The sequence below is a fragment of the Lutibacter oceani genome (assembly GCF_003384935.1).
Lineage (GTDB): Bacteria > Bacteroidota > Bacteroidia > Flavobacteriales > Flavobacteriaceae > Lutibacter > Lutibacter oceani.
The window spans coordinates 820,567-841,180 of record NZ_QTTQ01000009.1; the positions used below are offsets into that span (position 1 = coordinate 820,567).

General features: G+C 30.1%; 15 protein-coding genes. 11 read left to right on the plus strand and 4 right to left on the minus strand.

Annotated elements, in window-relative coordinates; genetic code table 11:
- Positions 1–132 precede the first annotated feature (132 nt).
- Together BX611_RS15275 and BX611_RS03690 are read right to left on the minus strand one after the other, a co-directional pair.
- Positions 133–3,027: an endonuclease gene (locus BX611_RS15275; RefSeq protein WP_115878179.1), complete on the minus strand. Its 2,895-nt coding sequence runs from the start codon at positions 3,025–3,027 to the stop codon at positions 133–135.
- 129 nt (positions 3,028–3,156) lie between these two features.
- Positions 3,157–6,975, minus strand: coding sequence for a reprolysin-like metallopeptidase (locus BX611_RS03690; protein ID WP_115878181.1), 3,819 nt, complete (start codon positions 6,973–6,975; stop codon positions 3,157–3,159).
- A 153-nt stretch (positions 6,976–7,128) separates the two neighbouring features.
- Between BX611_RS03690 and BX611_RS03695 the strand changes: the two genes are divergently transcribed.
- From BX611_RS03695 to serS, 3 genes are all read left to right on the plus strand, one after another.
- Entirely contained in the window at positions 7,129–8,067 is a 939-nt protein-coding gene (locus BX611_RS03695) for a bifunctional riboflavin kinase/FAD synthetase (RefSeq protein ID WP_115878183.1), read from the plus strand.
- 20 nt (positions 8,068–8,087) lie between these two features.
- The gene (locus BX611_RS03700; RefSeq protein WP_115878185.1) at positions 8,088–8,609 is read left to right on the plus strand and encodes a hypothetical protein; all 522 of its coding nucleotides are present in this window, start codon (positions 8,088–8,090) and stop codon (positions 8,607–8,609) included.
- 63 nt (positions 8,610–8,672) lie between these two features.
- On the plus strand, positions 8,673–9,947 hold the full coding sequence (serS, locus tag BX611_RS03705; RefSeq protein WP_115878187.1) for a serine--tRNA ligase: 1,275 nt from the start codon (positions 8,673–8,675) through the stop codon (positions 9,945–9,947).
- On the opposite strand, the gene BX611_RS15005 is transcribed toward serS, so the two are convergent.
- Complete coding sequence (locus BX611_RS15005) at positions 9,940–10,080, minus strand: hypothetical protein (RefSeq protein ID WP_162880038.1); 141 nt, start codon at positions 10,078–10,080, stop codon at positions 9,940–9,942. The two genes, serS and BX611_RS15005, sit on opposite strands and share 8 nt — an antisense overlap.
- Positions 10,081–10,216: 136 nt before the next feature.
- On the opposite strand from BX611_RS15005, the gene BX611_RS03710 reads away from it, so the two are divergent.
- The 4 genes from BX611_RS03710 to mgtE are packed head-to-tail and all read left to right on the plus strand — an operon-like array spanning position 10,217 to position 14,481.
- Positions 10,217–11,992, plus strand: a complete 1,776-nt coding sequence (locus BX611_RS03710) for a tetratricopeptide repeat protein (protein ID WP_115878189.1) — start codon at positions 10,217–10,219, stop codon at positions 11,990–11,992.
- Positions 11,993–12,025: 33 nt separating this feature from the next.
- Positions 12,026–12,358, plus strand: a complete 333-nt coding sequence (locus tag BX611_RS03715; protein WP_115878191.1) for a DUF4286 family protein — start codon at positions 12,026–12,028, stop codon at positions 12,356–12,358.
- Between the two features lie 4 nt (positions 12,359–12,362).
- A complete protein-coding gene (gene rsmA, locus BX611_RS03720) occupies positions 12,363–13,139 on the plus strand; it encodes a 16S rRNA (adenine(1518)-N(6)/adenine(1519)-N(6))-dimethyltransferase RsmA (RefSeq protein ID WP_115878193.1) in 777 nt (258 codons plus the stop codon).
- Positions 13,129–14,481 (plus strand): magnesium transporter, encoded by a 1,353-nt coding sequence (gene mgtE, locus BX611_RS03725; RefSeq protein ID WP_115878195.1) that lies wholly within the window; start codon positions 13,129–13,131, stop codon positions 14,479–14,481. The genes rsmA and mgtE overlap by 11 nt, the downstream gene beginning before the upstream one ends.
- 36 nt (positions 14,482–14,517) lie before the next feature.
- Here mgtE and BX611_RS03730 read toward each other — a convergent pair whose 3' ends face one another.
- On the minus strand, positions 14,518–15,054 hold the full coding sequence (locus BX611_RS03730; protein WP_115878197.1) for an RNA methyltransferase: 537 nt from the start codon (positions 15,052–15,054) through the stop codon (positions 14,518–14,520).
- 180 nt (positions 15,055–15,234) lie between these two features.
- On the opposite strand from BX611_RS03730, the gene mutS reads away from it, so the two are divergent.
- The 4 genes from mutS (at position 15,235) to BX611_RS03750 (ending at position 20,612) form a co-directional block, all read left to right on the plus strand.
- The gene (gene mutS / locus BX611_RS03735) at positions 15,235–17,844 is read left to right on the plus strand and encodes a DNA mismatch repair protein MutS (RefSeq protein ID WP_115878199.1); all 2,610 of its coding nucleotides are present in this window, start codon (positions 15,235–15,237) and stop codon (positions 17,842–17,844) included.
- 49 nt (positions 17,845–17,893) lie between these two features.
- Positions 17,894–19,627, plus strand: coding sequence for an alpha/beta hydrolase-fold protein (locus BX611_RS03740; RefSeq protein ID WP_115878201.1), 1,734 nt, complete (start codon positions 17,894–17,896; stop codon positions 19,625–19,627).
- Positions 19,628–19,644: 17 nt separating this feature from the next.
- Positions 19,645–20,097, plus strand: a complete 453-nt coding sequence (locus BX611_RS03745; RefSeq protein ID WP_115878203.1) for an RNA methyltransferase — start codon at positions 19,645–19,647, stop codon at positions 20,095–20,097.
- 62 nt (positions 20,098–20,159) lie between these two features.
- On the plus strand, positions 20,160–20,612 hold the full coding sequence (locus tag BX611_RS03750; RefSeq protein ID WP_115878205.1) for a hypothetical protein: 453 nt from the start codon (positions 20,160–20,162) through the stop codon (positions 20,610–20,612).
- Positions 20,613–20,614 lie beyond the last annotated feature (2 nt).

Genomic DNA, 20,614 nt, shown 5'->3' on the forward strand with positions numbered 1-20,614 from the left:
TTTTTTTGTAGCATATTAATTTTTAAATAATTACAGGTATTTAAACTTTAAAAATTACAGGTATTTAAACTTTAAAAAAATGACATTGCTTAAAGTTTAAGGCAATGTCTTTTTTTTAGGTTTAGGTGCTATTTATTCTTTAATTATTTTTAATAAAACGGGCTCATCTAAATTCACTTTTAATAAATATAAACCAGTAGGTTTATTTTCAATATTTAGTTGAACTTTTCCATAAAGTACAGGATATTCTCTTATAGAAATTAATTGTGATTGAATATTATAGATTTCTATAGTTACTTTATTTTGAGCAACTGGTAAAGCAATTTCAAAACTACCTTTTGAAGGGTTTGGATATGCAATAATTTCAGTAAATAAATTAATTGATTTTGAGAAAATACCTTCACAAGTTACATCGGAAATAATTTCTATTAAATCCCCATGTTTTGCATTAATAGTGAATTGAGATGATACCGTTTTTAAAACAACTTTTTTATTCACAAGCACATTAAAAGGAGCTGTTCCTTGTTCAATATTTATTGAAACTTTACCTGAACTAACACTTGCTTTACCTGAGATAGTTGTACCTTCCTGTATTTCAACTACAAAGCATTGTTCGTAATTTTCATCTTCTACGGATATACATACATCATACGTTCCAGGATCTAAATTATTGTTTTGCAGATTGGCTGTAACTCCATTAATTTTAATTACATATGGATAATTTTCCTGAGCAGTAATTATAATTTGACCATTATTTTTATCTGGACATGTTTCGCTTATGGTTTCAATAGTAAAATTATTTGCAGGTAAGGTAAAACAACCCGAAGCATTTACAGTTGATCCTACACTGCTGTTTGGACATATATCAACAGCATTGGCAACTCCATCATTATCATCATCCAACTGGCTATCTGAACAACCATTTGCATCAACACTTTCTCCTGCTGGTGTATTTGGACATAAATCTACATTATTCATAATACCATCATTATCATCATCTAACTGACTCTCTGAACAACCATTTGAGTTTACATCTTCTCCTGCTGGTGTATCTGTGCATGTATCATTACCATTGGCAACCCCATCGTTATCATCATCCAACTGACTCTCTGAACAACCATTTGCATCAACACTTTCTCCTGCTGGTGTATTTGGACATAAATCTACATTATTCATAATACCATCATTATCATCATCTAACTGACTCTCTGAACAACCGTTTGAGTTTACATCTTCTCCTGCTGGTGTATCTGTGCATGTATCATTACCATTGGCAACCCCATCGTTATCATCATCCAACTGACTCTCTGAACAACCATTTGCATCAACACTTTCTCCTGCTGGGGTATTTGGACATAAATCTACATCGTTTAAAATACCATCATTATCAATATCATCATTATCATTTTCGGCTGTAATTTCAAAACTATCAACAGTCCAACGAGTTGGCTCACTGTTTGAATAATATTTAAACGCCATATAAACTGTACCAGTAATTGAGCTAATATCTATGTTAGAAAATGTATAAACTTCTTCTGTTCCACTCCCATTTGAGTGAGTTGGAATTGTAATATTTGGTACGGCATTCCATGTAAAATTACTTGGATTACTTGCACCATCATAATCTGAAGAATAAAGTAACTCTAGCGGTGTTGTTCCATAGGCTGCATCTGTATAAAAACTGATTTTTTCTGCTGTAGCAATATCAAAATTAATAGGTGTAGCCGTAATCAACCAATCTTTACTTAATACATCTTGCTGATATCCATTAATACCGATAGATCCTGAATTATTTTCACCATATTGGGTTTCACATGTCCAGTTTTTATTACTCGCTTCATTGTATGTGAAAAAGGCTAAATCTCCACAATTACTAAAATCTTCTGAAAACAAAACCAAAGGCCCTTCTAATGTTTCAATATTTAAAATTACACTTGCTTCAGACAAATTAGATGCTGCATCTCTTGCTTTTACGGTAATTGAATAATTGGTATTTGCATTTAATCCTAAAATTGAAGAAAATGTTGAGGATGTAGTTTTTAAATATTCACCATTTAAATATATTAAATAATCAATTACACCTATATTATCAGTTGCTTCAGTCCAACTAATATCTGCTGACTCGTGGGTAATATTAGAAGCCATTAAATTTGTTGGAGAACTTGGTGCTTCATTATCCGAAGAGCTGTTTAAATTCCATTTATCTTCAGCATTTACTCCACCCCAAATTAATGTAGCTAAATAAGGATTATCTATAAAAGGATTTCTATTTCCCTGTACACCTTCAATATAATCATTTCGTTGATTTTCAAAATCTGATACAGGATCATCAACATTCCAGTTTAAAAATAAATCTATCATGTTGGAATCAATAGTTAAAGGAGTTCCATAACCAACATCAATTGGTAAACATTTTGTTTGTGAAATTTGCGAACCATCTCCATGATATCTTAAATACATATACATTGCAGCTCGTGCAATATCTCCTTTCCATTCATCTCCCGGATACCAACCTCCATTAGTTGATATTATCCTTGAGTTTCCAATTCCTTCAGTAAATTTTCTATTGCTTCTGTCTGAATTTCTTTCTGAATCTGCTGGTCTTAAATTATGAACATCGGTACCTGGACCTGGTTCATCGGTAACTAAATTTGGAGTTGCTAATGATTTAGCAAAAATATGTTCTCTGTTCCATCTCCCTGGATCACCACCGCCAGTATCTTGTAAATTCTTATCTCTTGTTCTATCTGTGTTAGCAATTCCATCAGTATCATTATAACCATAAATTAACAATACATTTGATGTATTTGTAGGATCCTCATCAACCTGTTTTAGTACATCCCAAGTATCAATAGAACCAGAAGTATAAGGTATTGCTGTATGTGTAGTAATAATTCTGTTAGATAATTCTAAAAACAATTCGTTTTCAGTTTTATTAAAATCTAGCCCGTTATAATAAGATTGAATTTGTCCGTAAAAAGGTATTGCAAATACAAATAAAAATATAGAAAGTAGTGTTTTTTTCAATGAATAAAATTTTAATTATACAATTAAACAAATTTATTACTAATTTTTGGTATTGAATAATTATCTTAATTATATTAAAAAAAAATCCTCAATTTTATTTTTGAATCTATTTTAAAAAATGCCATATAGTTACTCTTTAATAATTTTAAGCAGTACCGGTTTATCTAAATAAACTTTTGCAAAATACAACCCTGTAGCATTATTAGTAAGATTTAATTGAACTTTTCCGTAAACAACATTATACTCCTTTACTGAAATTAATTGTGATTGAATATTATACAATTCAATTTTAACTTTATTTTGAGAAACGGGTAATGCAATTTCAAAATTCCCTTTAGTTGGATTCGGATATGCTACAATTTCATCGAATAAATCAATTGATTTAGAAAAAACACCCTCACAAGAAATATTGGTTTTCACCTCAACTAAATCACCATGTTTAATATTATCAATGCTAAAAGAAGATGAAAATGTTTCCAAAGCAAATTCATTATTAACCAAAACAATATAAGGAGCTGTTCCTTGTTCAATTTCTATAGAAGCCTTTCCTGATTCAACAGTTGCTTTACCTGAAATTGTAACCCCTTCTTCAATGGTAACAACAAAACATTGCTCGTAATTTTCTTCTGTTATTGCAATACAAACATTATAAATACCCGGGTTTAAATTTTCGTTAACCAGATTCGCATTATTTCCGTTTATTGTAACTTGATAAGGATAATTTTCTTGAGCCGAAATTAAAATTTGCCCATTGTTTTTATCTGGGCATGTTTCACTTATAGCTTCAATTGTAAAATTTTCAGCAGGTAATGAAAAAATTGTACATCCAGTTGCATCAACTACATTTCCTAAAGGTGTATCTGGACATATATCTACATCGTTTAAGACCCCATCTTTATCATTATCATCACTTATTACTTCAACTCCACAAATTTCAATACTCCAACTTTCAATACTTCCTAAATCTTCAGGGCCTCCATCAACAACTAATAATGTCCATTCCCCATAAGACTCTTCATTATTTAGAATAGATAATTCCCCTTGCGGCTTAAACACCCCTGTAAATGGAGCCGTTCCAGTGCTAATAGATTTATCTGCATCGCTATCAAAAATAGTATTGGTATAATTTAATCCTTCATCTCCATTATTTTCAGACAATAAAACATTTGTTCCTTTTGGGCTTATTAATGTTAACGTCAGGTCCCCTACCCATTGATGTGGTACATTAACAGTTACATTTACATCTGAAATAATTTTATTATTAGTAATATTTATAATTGAACTTACCCCGCTTAAAGTATTATCCGGCACGTCAATTGGTGTATCTTCAGCATTATTTGTGTTACACACAATATTAGCCGTTGTAAAATTGTAAATAGTTGAATATTCGCTTTCCCCACAATCATTTTTCCCTTTTATCCTCCAATAATATGTTGTATTATGTTGTAATAATTGAGGTGTATAATTATTGACATTCAAATTGTCAGATTCTAAAATTGTAGAAAACGTTTCATCAGTTGCAATTTCTATGTTATAAGTAAGAATATTTTCATCTGAAGTCCAGCTTAAATTATAAGGTTCTAATAAACCTACACTTTCATTTTCTGGTAAGCTTAAAGTTGGAGGATTTATTTGTGAAGAAAATACATTTAAAGAAACTGCAGTGCTTTTTATAATTGAAGTAGAAGTTCCGGTAACAGAGATACTATATGATCCAACAATATTGCTATCTATTCCTGTTACTATCATTTGCACAGCAGTGTTATCATCTATAGCTGTTTCAGGGTTGAATGTTACAGTTGCTCCATTTGGAATTTCAGTTGCTGAAAAGGTTGTTTCTTCATTAAAATCCAAATATGTATTGTAAGTCATATTATAAACAACCTCATTTGAAGCACAAATATCCAAACTAGAGGCTTCAAAATTCATTATAAATTCTGAAGATTGCACTTCAATATCTGCAATGTTAGTATTAAAAAATATATTGCCAACACTTTCAACTTTTATACGCCCATTTTTAGTTGTAATATTAGGGGTTACAATATTATATAAACCATTATTTTGTACATTCGATGCCAACACAAATGGATAAGTTTTTCCTCCATCAGTTGAAAATAATATATTTACTTTTGAACAATTTACAGGAGCATCTGTTGTGTTTGCAACATCCCAGGTAATTGTTTCGGCCGTTCCTGCATACCAATTTTCTGGCGTAGTTTGAGAAGTAACTTTAAAAGCACCTGAATTTTCGCTAAATGTTACAACAGATTCTGCACTAGCAGTTTGCCCTCCATTTTCATTATTATCTCTTACAGTAACACCAAACCTCATTGTTCTTGACACAGAAGGTAAAACCTCCCATTCATTCGCTGTATTTCCAAGTAAAATTGTTGCCAAAGCTGGAAAAGTCCTTTCAGGATTTTCACTGGGACTTAAAGATCTAAATGCCGGCCCACCTATTGCTGTTGAAACTAAAGGGTAGGTAGTTGATTCAGAATCCAACTGCTCCCAAGTATAAGTAAGATTATCGCCATCAATATCTGTTGCATTTACCGACAAAGCAAACGGTGTAGAAATTGGGACTGTATAGTCTTTAACACCCTCAATTATAGGCATATTATTGGTAATATTTGAAATAGCAGCGCAAGTGCTATTTCCAATTGTAATATTAGCCCACATTTCTTTAATACTGATGTAATGAAAATAAGCATCACTTAAATTTTGTACATTATTTGGGGCACAAAGACCAGAGTATGCCATAATTGTTGAGCCACTACCCGGCTCAATAGCAGTTCCCTGACTAATATTGCCACTACAACCTCCAGAAGTCGCGTTAAAAGTGTGATGAGCTCCATATTGATGCCCCATTTCATGAGCAACATAATCAATATCATAAGCATCTCCAATTGGGCTTCCAGAACCAGTTATACCCCTAGCCTTTCCAGTTGGAGTACAAGGTGAATTCAGTTGCGCTAAACCACCTCCTCCTGTACTAAAAGTATGTCCTATATCATAATTATTAGTTCCAATAGTAGCATTAATAACACTTTGACTCTCATCAATTAATTTTTCAGAATCGTCATTTGTAAAACCATCTGTATCACCATTTAAAAAAATGATATCAGTATTATTATCTACTAAAACCATAGTTAAAGCAACATCTCTTTCAAAAATCCCGTTAACTCGTGTCATAGTTGTAACTATTGCAGATAATACCGCGGCTTTTTTAACTTCATCAGTTTCTAAAGACCCAATATTTTGTTGATTTAAATGAAATTGAGAATACTCTCCAGTAGTTGCAATAGCTAATCTGAAAGTTCTCAAAACACCATCATTTGCATTATCAGCTTTTGAAGATGTGGTTGTAATTGCTTTAGTTGTATTTGAATTTAAATCATCAAATTTGCAAATAAAAGTTTCCTCTGGCGCTGGTAAATCTGTTTTATTATATACTAAATAAGATTCTTTGTTTTTAGTATAAGGATCTATAAACGTTGTTTCTTTTGAATTTTGAAAGGTCATAGCATTTAACCCCGACTCCGTAATACTAAATCGAATTGTAACATTTGAATTCTCAACCCCTTTTCCAATGTAGGACCTTATATTTGGATATTTATTTTGAAGACTTTCCTCCATAATTGGAGTCTCAAAAATTTCATAATTCTCAAGTTCTCCATCACCATTTGGGAAACTTAAAACAATGCTAGACTTATTTAAATTCCCATTCCTTTTTGGTGCATTTTTTAAAGTATTTTTTAAGGAATTTATATCTAAATCGTAAACCGAAAATTCACTTGGAATTGAACGCCTGTCTACTTTTAAAGCACTGCTTTTCTCCGAAATTGACTTTTTAGACCAAATTTTAAATTTTTCCTGTGCTGAAACTGTAAAAATTTGAACAGAAAAAAACAGAAAAAACAGAAAAAACTTATTATTAAAATACTTCATGCCTTATTTTTTTATTTCGATATTGAAAACTGACAAATATAAAAGATAATATATTGTTTACAATTATAATGCCTTTTTAATTAATTGATTTAACTTAAATTTAATTAATTAAAGTATTTTTGCTCTTTCATAAACCAAATTCAGTTTTCGATCTTGAAAATTTTTACTAATTTATCTAATTTTATATCAACTAATAAAACTTTTGTTACCATTGGCACTTTTGATGGTGTTCATATTGGGCATCAAAAAGTGATTAAAAATTTGATTAAAAGTGCTAAAAAAAATAAAGCAACTTCAGTATTACTTACTTTTTTCCCACACCCAAGAATGGTTCTACAAAAAGATTTAGAAATTAAATTGATTAATACTATTGAAGAACGCACTTATTTACTTGAAAAATTAGGTTTAGAAATTTTAGTGATTCATAAATTTACCAAAAGTTTTGCAAAATTATCTGCATTAGACTTTGTTAGAAATATTTTAGTAAATACTTTAAATATTTCCAGATTAGTTATTGGATACGATCATCATTTTGGTAAAAATAGAGAGGGGAATTTTGAACAATTAAAAGACTATGGATTTACCTATAACTTTAAGGTAAAAAAGATTTCTCAGCAAGAAATTAGTGACATTGCAGTGAGTTCAACTAAAATTAGAACTGCCATTGAAAATGGTGAAATTGAAAAAGCAAATAGCTATTTAGGCTACAATTTTATGCTAACCGGTGAGGTTGTAAAAGGTAAAAATTTAGGCGAAAAAATTGGTTTTCCAACCGCTAACCTATATATAAAAGAAACCTATAAGCTAATCCCAAAAACGGGAGCATATATTGTAAAATCAGAAATTGGAAATAACACAGTTTTTGGTATGATGAATATTGGATTTAGGCCCACAGTAAGTGGAAAAAATCAAACAATTGAAATTCATTTTTTTAATTTTGATAGCAACCTGTATGGTAAAAAAATTACCATTGAAGTTTTGTCATTTTTACGAGAGGAACAAAAATTTGAATCTGTTGAAGCTTTAAAACTACAATTAGAAAAAGATAAGAAAAATTCAATAGATTACATAAATGGCATTTTTTTTGAATAAGAATAGTTAAAATAAATTTGATGAAAAATATTTTAATCATACTAATTTTATCCATTGTTTCATGCAAACCAAATTATGTGTTAAGCCAACATATTATTCAGAAAACAGCTAACTGTCCTGAAAACAGCACGTGTTCAATGGAGCTAATTCCCAATAAAACAATTGAATTTAAGGCTGATAAATTTGGTATTTTATACCCAATAATTTCAGAAGGGGAAAAAACGCTATTAAAATATACTTTTAATAAAAACCCAATTCCAAACACACAGGATAGTAATTATACCGAAATTGTATATGCCGAATTAGATACCGAACTTAACGAAGTTGAATTAACCGATGAAGACCTTAAAAATGTAAAACTCTACTTTGGCCGTTTTTGTTATTGCAAGGGTGAAACAGGTTATTATCCCATAAAAAAAGGCACATTTAAGCTTTCAAAAGCTAATAAAAATTCAATTAAAATTGAGTTTAATTTTAAAATTTCAGAAGTGCCACAAATAATTTCTGAAATACGCGAAACCATTACTTTAAAATCAAATTAAACTAATTCGTTTCTTTTAATAGCAATTTATTAAATTTGCGGTTCAACTAAAAAGGTTAGAACAATGTTACAAGTTGCATTTATTAGAGAAAACAGAGAAACTGTTTTAAAAGGTTTAGCAAAAAGGAATTTAAAGAACGCTGAACAATTAGTTGCTAAAACTATTGAAGCAGATGAAGATAGAAGAGCTATTCAAACAGAATTAGATGCTTTATTGGCTGAATCTAATAAATTATCAAAAGACATTGGGCAACTATTTAAATCTGGCGAACGCCAAAAAGCGGAAATTTTAAAACAAAAAACGGTTTTATTAAAAGAAAAATCAAAAGAATTAACTGAAAATCTTCAAAATAAAGCTACAGAATTACAAGAACTATTATATTTAATACCTAATATTCCAAATGAAATAGTACCTGCTGGTTCTTCAGAAGAAGACAACTTAAATGTTTTTGAAGAAGGAGAAATACCAGTTTTACATAAAGGTGCATTACCTCATTGGGAATTAGCAAAAAAATATGACATTATAGATTTTGAACTTGGAAATAAAATTACTGGAGCTGGTTTTCCAGTTTATAAAGGTAAAGGAGCAAAACTGCAACGTGCTTTAATTAATTATTTTTTAGATAAAAATTCAGAGGCTGGTTATGATGAGGTTCAAGTACCGCATTTAGTTAATGAAGCTTCAGGAATTGCAACTGGGCAATTACCCGATAAAGAAGGTCAAATGTATCATGATGCGCAGGATAACTTATTTTTAATTCCTACTGCAGAAGTTCCTGTTACTAATATTTTTAGAGATGTAATTTTAAAAGAAGATGAATTTCCAATTTGTAAAACTGCATACACACCCTGTTTTAGAAGAGAAGCTGGGTCTTACGGAGCACATGTACGTGGTTTAAACAGGCTACACCAATTTGACAAAGTTGAAATTGTACGCATTGAACACCCATCTAAATCTTATGAAGCATTGGATGATATGGTAAATCATGTAAAAGGTATTTTACAAGAATTAAATTTACCTTACAGAATATTGCGTTTATGTGGTGGCGATATTGGCTTTACATCAGCTTTAACATACGATTTTGAAGTATTTTCAACTGCTCAAGACCGTTGGTTAGAAGTTAGTTCAGTTTCAAACTTTGAAGCATTTCAGGCAAATCGCTTAAAACTTCGATTTAAAAATAGCGAAGGTAAAAGTGAATTAGCGCACACTTTAAACGGTAGCTCTTTAGCTTTACCAAGAATTTTAGCAGGTTTATTAGAAAATTTCCAAACACCTGAAGGAATTAAAATTCCAAAAGTTTTAATACCATATTGTGGATTTGAACTAATTAATTAGCGCTAACTGTAATCATTTTTTTGTATTTATTCATTTCAATTAAGGCATCAAAATATTTATTAATTTGACCTTTTTTCATGAATTTTAATGATTTCTTTTTTGCAGTTTCGTATTGTTTGATTAATTCTTTCATAATATAAAATTTAGTTGTTTTATATTGTTAAGACAATTTCTGTGCCAAAATGTTACAATATATAGTTTAAAATAACAGGTTTTTATAAAAACTTTAACACTTGTTTGGTTATCTTTGAAAGAATTAATGATACAAAATGCGTAAAATTTTAATCATATTTATTTGTTGTTTCTCCTTACAGACAAAGGCTCAGGAGGCTTCATTGGCATTTTTATATTTTAGAAATGGAGAATATGAAAAGGCAGTTTCTATTTATAAAATTTTACACGAAAAAAACCCGTTAAATACAAGTTATTTTAACCAGTTAGTAGATTCTTATCAGCAATTAGAAAATTTTGAGGAAGTAAAAAAGCTCATAAATAAACAGTTAAACAAAGTACCAAATCAATATCATTTATTAGTAGATTTAGGGTATAATTATCAATTACAGCACCAACAGGATAGCGCTACTTTTTTTTATAAAGAAGCAATAAATACTATAGAAAAATCGAAAAATCAAGGATATTTAATAGGACGAACATTCCAAAAAAACCATTTGCTGGATTATGCACTTTTAGCATTTAAAAAGGCTATGGAATTAAACCCAAATGTAAATTACAATTTGCAAATTGCAGCTATTTATGGGGAAAAAGCTGACATTGAAAACATGCTTAAAACCTATTTAAATTTAATTGAAACCAATATTAATTATTTACCAAGTGCAAAAACATACATTGGAAGGTATATAACCGATGATAGTGAAAATGAAGCCAATAATTTTTTAAGAAAATTATTGATACAAAAAATGCAAAACAACCCACAAAATAGTTGGAACGAATTATTAAGTTGGCTGTATATGCAACAAAAAGAGTATTCAAAAGCATTTATTCAAGAAAAAGCGTTACAAAAAAGAAATTTAAGTAGTTTAAAAGGTATTATTGAGCTAGGTAAAATTACTTTTGAAGACACCTATTATGAAGTGTCTAAAAATTGCTTTAACTATGTTTTAGAAAATACTGACAATTTAGAAGAAAAATTAATTTCAAAACTTTATTTATTACAAATTTCCATTAATACAGAAGCTGATATTAGCAATATAGAATTACAATTCCAACAGCTTTTTAAAGATTATGGTAAAAACAAAAACACACTAGGAATCCAATTATTATATGCTGAATTTTTAGCATTTAATAAAAATGAACCGGAAAAAGCGATTTCACTTTTAAAAGAAGCTCAAAAATTGCCTGTAAATGAATTTGAAAAAGGAAACATAAAAACAAAGCTTGCTGATATTTTAGTGTTTTCTAATAAATTTAATACTGCATTAATTTATTATACACAGGTTCAAAATGATTTAAAAAATCATGCAATTGGGCAAACTGCACGTTTTAAAATTGCACAAACATCCTATTTTAAAGGCGATTTTGATTGGGCGCAATCTCAATTGAGAGTATTAAAAAAATCCACCTCTCAATTAATAGCAAATGATGCATTGGATTTAAATTTATTAATTACAGATAATGTTGTAAAAGACAGTTTAAAAATAGCCTTAAAAAAATATGCTCTTGCCGATTTATTGGCATTTCAAAATAAAAATCAGCAAGCAATAGACACTTTACAAGTTATTTTAAATAATTTTAAAGGGCATTCTATTGAAGATGAAGCTTTGTTTAAACAAGCTAAATTATTTGAAAAATTAAATGAGTTTGTAAACGCTGAAAACAACTATTTAAAAATAATAACAATTAATAAAGAAGATATTTTAGCCGATGATGCCGTTTATTATTTGGCAGAATTGTATTTAAATAAGTTAAACGCAATTGAAAAAGCAAAAGAATATTATCAAAAAATTATTTTCGAATACCCATCAAGTATTTATTTAGTTGATGCGCGAAAAAAATATCGAAAATTACGAGGAGATGAAATAAATTAAACAAAATCTTTCAACTTTTAAACTTAAAAAACAATGTACATTTATAACGTAACCACAAATGTAGACGAAACAATCCATCAAGAATGGCTAAACTGGATGAAAACAAAACATATTCCAGAAATGCTAGCTACTGGAAAATTTACAACAGCAAAAATGAGTCAGGTAATGATTGAAGAAGAAATGGGAGGTATAACCTATGCAGTTCAATACACAACAGATAGCATTGAAACCTTACAAGAATACTATAATGAAGATGCTGATAGATTAAGAAACGAAGCAATGCAATTGTTTAAAAATAAAATTGTAGCATTCAGAACCGAATTAAAAGTAATTAGCGAACAATTTAGTATGGCTACAAAAAACTAATTGTATGAGTGTAAGAGCAAAAAAACACCTTGGACAACATTTTTTAAAAGATGAACTAATCGCTCAGAAAATAGCGGACAGTTTAACTGAAAAAGACTATAAAAATGTGTTGGAAATTGGACCGGGAATGGGTGTTTTAACCAAGTATTTGCTTAAAAAAAAAATTACAACACATGTTATTGAAATTGACACAGAATCGGTTGAATATTTACAAGCTCATTATTTAAATTTAGCAAACAGGATTATTTCAAAAGATTTTTTAAAAATAAATTTAGAAGACTATTTTGGCAAAGAGCAGGTAGCTATAATCGGGAATTTTCCATATAATATTTCAACACAAATTGTTTTTAAAACCTTAGAAAACAAGCATCAAATTCCTGAATTTTCAGGAATGTTTCAAAAAGAAGTTGCTGAAAGAATTGCTGAAAAAGCAGGCAGTAAAAAATACGGAATTTTATCGGTATTAGCACAGGCATTTTATAAAGTTGAATACTTATTTACAGTACCTCCAACTGTTTTTGATCCTCCTCCAAAAGTTGATTCCGGTGTAATTAGATTAATTAGAAAAGAAAATTATACACTTCCAGTTGATGAAAAATTATTTTTTAAAGTTGTAAAAACAGCTTTTCAGCAACGCCGAAAAACACTTCGTAACAGTTTAAAAACGCTTAATTTATCAGATAGTTTAAGAGAAGATACTATCTTTGCTAAACGACCTGAGCAATTATCGGTTGAAGAATTTATTAGTCTTACTTCTAAAATAGAAAAAGATGCCATTTGAAATTACAAAACAATACATAGAAGACATTCAACAATTAATCGCTGAAAAAAATGATGATTCACTTCACGTTTTATTGGAAGAAGTCCACTATGCCGATGTTGCTGAAATAATTGAAGAATTGTATGTACAAGAAGCTATTTATTTAATTAAATTATTAGATAGTGATATAACTTCGGATGTAATTACTGAACTTGATGAAGACACCCGTGAAAAAGTTTTAAAAGGACTCTCATCAAAAGAAATTGCTGAAGAAATTGACGAATTAGATACTGATGATGCTGCTGATATTATTGCTGAACTTTCAGAAGAACAAAAAGAAGAAGTAATTGCTCACATTGAAGATGAAGAACATGCTAAAGAAATTGTTGAACTTTTACGTTACGATGAAAATACGGCAGGTGGTTTAATGGCTAAAGAGTTAGTAAAAGTAAATGAAAATTGGAATGTATTAACTTGTGTAAAAGAAATGCGTGCACAAGCTGAAGAAGTTACCAGAGTTCATTCCATTTATGTGGTTGATGATGCTGACAAATTAAAAGGGAGACTCTCTTTAAAAGATTTACTAACAACCTCTACAAAAACAGCCATAAAAGATGTTTTTATAAAAAAAGTAGATTCGGTAAATGTAAATGATAAAGCTGAAGATGTTGCCAGAATTATGCAAAAATACGATTTAGAAGCCATCCCAGTTATTGATGAAATTGGACGTTTAGTTGGAAGAATTACTATTGATGATATTGTTGATGTTATTAAAGAGGAAGCTGAAAAAGATTATCAAATGGCAGCTGGTATTTCACAAGATGTTGAAGCAGATGATACAATTTGGGAACTTACCAAGGCGCGTTTGCCTTGGCTAATTTTAGCCCTATTTGGAGGTTTTGTAAGTGTTTCCGTGTTAGGAGGTTTTGGAGATGCAATGAAACATTTTCCCGAGCTTTTTTTCTTTACACCATTAATTGCCGCAATGGCAGGTAATGTTGGGGTTCAATCTTCTGCTATTGTTGTACAAGGTTTGGCAAATGATAGTTTAAGAGGTTCATTATGGAACAGGCTTATTAAAGAAGTGTCACTTAGTTTATTAAATGGTTTCATTCTAGCGGTATTATTAATGTCTGCCGGAATGTTTTTTTTAGGATTTGAATTTAAAGTAGGATTAACAGTTGCTATTTCGTTAGTTTCCGTTATTATTATCGCTTCAATTATAGGAACTTTTGTGCCAATTATTTTAGATAAAAGAAATATAGATCCGGCTTTAGCTACAGGTCCATTTATAACAACTAGTAATGATATTTTAGGGATTTTAATTTACTTTTTAATCGCTAAATTGATTTTAGGATTTTAATATTACCTAAAAGCTTTTTTTCTATTCCTTTTTGGCTTATTGCTTAAAATAAAACTTTTTAAACAAATCCCACAAAACAACTCCACAACTTACGGAAATATTTAATGAGTGTTTTGTGCCAAACTGAGGAATTTCAATACAATAATCACTTGCAGAAACTACTTTTTGCTGCACACCTTTTACTTCATTTCCCATAACAATCGCATATTTTTGATTTGGATTAATAGAGAAATCTTGCAACATAATACTGTTTTCAGCTTGTTCAATAGAAATAACTTTCAACTTTTCAGCTTTCAACTTTTCAACTAAAGTTAAAGTATCTTCAACATATTCCCAAGCAACAGATTCAGTAGCTCCCAATGCCGTTTTATGAATTTCTTTATGTGGTGGTTGTGCGGTAATTCCACACAAATAAATTTTTTCAATTAAAAAAGCATCACTAGTTCTAAAAACTGAACCAATATTATTTAAACTTCTAATATTATCTAAAATTACAATTAGCGGAATTTTATCCGTTTTTTTGAAGTCTTCTACATTCAATCTTCCAAGCTCGCTGTTTTTTAATTTTCTCATTGTTATAATTTATTCATTTAATTGTTGAAATGTTATAGTAAGCGCAGTCCAAATATCTCATAATTCTATGCGCTAGATTTTTCATTTCATACACACTTTATTATAATTAACAAAAATTTGTAATTCATAATTATAAATATAAAATGTAACTTCGCAAAACTAACTTAATTTCCTAAAAAATTGGCAGCAAAAACCAAGAAAGTCACTCCATTAATGAAACAATACAATGCTATTAAGGTTAAATATCCTGATGCTATGTTGCTATTTAGAGTTGGTGATTTTTATGAAACTTTTGGCGAAGATGCTAAAAAAGCGGCAAAGGTTTTAGGGATTATTTTAACCAAACGCGGTGCAGGTAGCGAAACCGAAACTGCCTTAGCCGGTTTTCCGCATCATTCGTTAAATACCTATTTACCTAAATTGGTAAAAGCTGGAATGCGCGTAGCTATTTGCGATCAGTTGGAAGACCCAAAAATGACTAAAACTATTGTTAAAAGAGGTGTTACCGAATTGGTTACTCCAGGTGTTGCATTGAATGATGAAGTTTTGCAATCTAAAACCAATAATTTTTTAGCTGCTATTCACTTTGGAAAAAAACAGCTGGGAATTTCATTTTTAGATGTTTCAACTGGTGAATTTTTAACGGCTCAAGGAAATTCAGAATATATTGATAAGTTGCTGCAAAACTTCAATCCGAGTGAGGTTTTGGTTCAAAAACAACATAAAAATAAATTTTTCGAATTATTTGGAAACCGTTTTTATACTTTTTATTTAGAAGATTGGATTTTTCAGACTGAATATGCTTTTGAAACATTAACTAATCATTTTAAAGTAAAAACATTAAAAGGGTTTGGTGTTGCTGATTTACATGAAGGAATTATTGCTGCGGGTGCTGTTTTGTACTATTTATCAGAAACACAACACAACAAACTAGAACATATAGCTGCAATTAATAGAATTTCTGAAGAAAATTATGTGTGGATGGATCGGTTTACCATCAGAAATTTAGAGTTATATAACTCTACTTCGGTGAATGCAGTTACATTATTAGATGTAATTGACAAAACCATTTCGCCAATGGGCGGACGTATGTTAAAACGTTGGCTAGCATTACCGTTAAAAGATATTAATCGCATAAAAAAACGTCACGATATTGTAAAATATTTTATTGATAATGATGAGTTTTTTGAACTGGCAGCCTATCAAATAAAACAAATTAGTGATATTGAACGCTTGGTTTCTAAAGTTGCTACTGGCAAAGTAAATCCGCGTGAAGTTGTTTTGCTTAAAAATTCGTTAAACGCAATTATTCCTATTAAAGAAGCTTCAGAAAAAAGCGAGAACGAATCTTTAAAAATTATTGGAGAACAATTACAAAGTTGCACAACACTGCGTGAAAAAATAACCAAAACCTTAAACGAAGACGCTCCTGTAAATATTAACAAAGGAAATGCAATTGCAGAAGGAATTTCAGTAGAATTGGATGAATTGCGTAACATTTCAACCTCTGGAAAAGATTATTTAGATGCTATGCTGGCACGTGAAATTGAACGTACTGGAATTACATCTTTAAAAATAGCTTTTAACAATGTTTTTGGGTATTATATTGAAGTTAGAAACTCACATAAAGATAAAGTTCCTGTAGATTGGATTCGCAAGCAAACCTTGGTAAATGCGGAACGTTATATTACAGAAGAATTAAAAGAATACGAAACTAAAATTTTAGGTGCCGAAGAAAAAATAGGCATACTCGAACATCAGCTTTTTAATGAACTAACTAGTTCTTTATTAGATTATATTCAGCCCATACAATTAAATGCGCAGTTGGTTGGACAAATAGATTGTTTATTATCTTTTGCTGATTTGGCTAAATACAACAATTATGTACGTCCGCAAATTGATGAAAGTTCCGATTTGGAAATAAAAAATGGGCGTCATCCGGTAATAGAAAAACAGTTACCAATAGGTGAAGAATATATTGCAAACGATGTGGTTTTAAACCGAAATCAGCAACAAATTATTATGATTACCGGTCCAAATATGAGTGGTAAATCGGCTATTTTACGTCAAACAGCGTTAATTGTTTTATTGGCGCAAATGGGAAGTTATGTACCCGCTCAAAATGCTCGAATCGGTATTGTCGATAAAATTTTCACACGTGTTGGTGCAAGTGATAATATTTCTATGGGCGAATCTACTTTTATGGTAGAAATGAATGAAACGGCAAGTATTTTAAATAATATTTCAGACCGAAGTTTGGTATTATTAGATGAAATTGGACGAGGAACAAGCACCTATGATGGAATTTCAATCGCATGGGCAATTGCCGAATATTTACACGAACACCCTTCAAAAGCTAAAACATTATTTGCTACACATTATCATGAGTTAAATGATATGACAAATACTTTTAACCGTGTTAAAAACTTTAATGTTTCGGTAAAAGAATTAAAAGACAAGGTTATTTTCTTACGTAAATTAGTACCTGGCGGAAGTGAACATAGTTTTGGTATTTATGTAGCTAAATTGGCTGGAATGCCAACTTCAGTTGTACATAGAGCTACTAAAATGTTAAAACAGTTAGAAAAAAACCATACCAATACTGAAGTAAAAGAGACTTTAAAAAATGCCCAGGAAGAAGAAATGCAACTTAGCTTTTTTAAGCTGGATGATCCTTTATTGGAAGATATAAAAGAAGAAATTCTTTCAACAAATATTGATACGCTTACACCTATTGAAGCTTTAATGAAATTGAATGAAATAAAGAGAATGTTGACTAAGAAAAAGTAGTTACCTATTATTTTATTAAATTTAATAACTTTTGTTTAAATATTCTATTATGAAAAAAATCATCGTATCGTTCATTTTATGTTCAATTTTTGTAAGCTGTAAACTAGGTTCAGAAACTAATTCAAAAATTGCAATAGCTGTTTCATTTTCTGAAGAAGTGAGTTCCAAAAAATTGGATGGTAGAATGTTGTTAATGCTTTCAACTAATGATAAAGCAGAACCTCGATTTCAAATAGGTGAAGGTTTAAATAATCAGTTAATTTTTGGAAAAAATGTAGATCAATTAGCAGCAAATCAAAAAGTTAATTTTGATGAAACTGTTTTTGGTTTTCCTATTGAAAGCCTTCAAAATATAAAACCCGGAACTTATTATATTCAAGCATTGTTGCATGTTTATGAAACATTTAATTTGGAAACAGGTCAAACGGTTAAGCTTCCCATGGACAATGGAGAAGGACAACAATGGAATAAATCTCCTGGAAATTTGTACAGTAAGCCAGTTAAAATTGAAATAACCGAAAATGGTATTGATAATCTATCTATTGTTTTAGATCAAATAATTCCTGAAATTCCACAACCTGAAGATACAGAGTGGATTAAACACATAAGCTTAAAATCAGAAAAATTATCTAAGTTTTGGGGAAAAGATATGTTTTTAGGAGCACATGTGCTGCTTCCAAAAGGGTTTAATGAACATCCGGAAGCAAAATACCCATTAATGATTTTTCATGGTCATTTTCCTGCAAATTTCAGTGGATTTAGAACAACACCACCCGAAGAAGATTTAAAACCAGAATATTCAGAACGATTTAGTTTGGATGGTTATAATATAATTCAACAACAAGAAGCATATGATTTTTATAAACGTTGGAATGAGCCAGATTTTCCTAGGTTTATAATTATAGAAATTCAGCATCCAACACCATATTATGATGATTCTTATGCAGTAAATTCTGCAAGCCAAGGTCCTTATGGAGATGCAATTACCTACGAATTAATTCCTTTTATTGAGAAGCAGTTTAGAGGACAAGGCGAAGGTTGGTCTCGTTTTTTATACGGAGGTTCAACAGGCGGTTGGGAGGCTTTGGCTGTTCAGGTAAAATATCCTGATGAATACAATGGTTGCTTTGCTGCCTGTCCAGATCCTATTGATTTTAGAGCCTATTGTTTAACCAATATTTACGAAGATGAAAATGCTTATTTTTATAAAAGTGAACATAAGAAATTAGAAAAACCAGCGCATAGAGATTATTTGGGAAATATTTCTTCAACAATGAAAGAGTCGAACCATTTAGAATTGGTTTTGGGAGACCATTCTCGGTCTGGAGGTCAATTTGATATATGGGAAGCAACATATTCTCCGCAAGATTCAGATGGATATCCGGTAAGGTTATGGGATAAAAAAACGGGTAAAATTAATCATGAAGTTACAAATTATTGGAAAGAAAATTACGATTTAAGGTATATTTTAGAGCGTGATTGGGATAAATTAGGAGAGAAGTTAAAAGGTAAAATTCATATTTATTGTGGAGATATGGACAATTATTATTTAAATAATGCGGTTTATTTAATGGAAGATTTTTTAGAAAGTACAACCGATCCATATTATAGTGGTGAAGTTGATTATGGTGATAGAGCAGAACATTGCTGGAATGGTGATCAGGAAAATCCAAATGCCATTTCAAGATTAAGATACAACACCTTATATGTTCCAAAAATAATGAAACGTATTACTGAAAGTGCTCCAAAAAATGCAGATTTAACAAGTTGGAGATATAAATAAAAGGAGAATATAATTTAATGGTCAACAATTTAGAACAAGGTTTTTTTGGAATTGGAATACAAAATGGTAAGACCCCGGAAAACCTTGGAGTTTTATGGAGATCTGCTCAAAATATGGGAGCTAGTTTTATTTTTACAATTGGAAATCGCTACGCAAAACAAGCTTGTGATACCCATAAAGCTACTGGCGCAATGCCCTATTTTCATTATGAAAATTTTACAGAATTTTATAAGAATTTACCAAAAGGAGCAATGCTGGTTGGTGTAGAGTTAGATGAAAAAGCAGTACCACTTGAAACTTTTGAACACCCAAGACGTTGTGTTTATTTATTAGGAGCTGAGGATCACGGTTTATCAAAAGCTGCAATTGAAAAATCGCATTTTTTGGTTAAGTTTAAATCAATTTTGAGTTTAAATGTTTCAGTTGCTGGGAGTATTGTAATGTATGATAGGCAAATGAAATTGGAATAATTTTTGATACTTAATTGATTAATAATTACTTATAATGAAGTAATTATTTCAACTTTATTGCTATGGTAGATAGATTAACATTATTAATTATATTTTTTTCTTTTACTGTAATAGCAACTGCAACTTCTCAACAAGGTAATTTTAAAGATTTTATTGATTTTTCTATTGATAAAGTAGAGGAAAGAAACTATATAATTGATATAGCTGGTAAAAATGGCGTCTGGGAATCAAATGAAGACGATAAATTTGTATTAATTCATTTTAAAATTATTAATAAAAGTAATAAGAAACAAATATTCAATTTTGATGATGTTTACTTATTTGATCCAAATACCGAGATCCAATATAAACCCAATTGGTTAATTTCATTAGGTTTATTGACAAGTATTAATGGCGTTAATTTTAATCTTAAAAGTGAAAAAACTATAAAGAAAACGTTAGTATTTATGTTCCCAAAAACTGAAACCCCTCAATTTATTAAAAGTAATAACAAGATAATTGAAATTGGAGATTAATT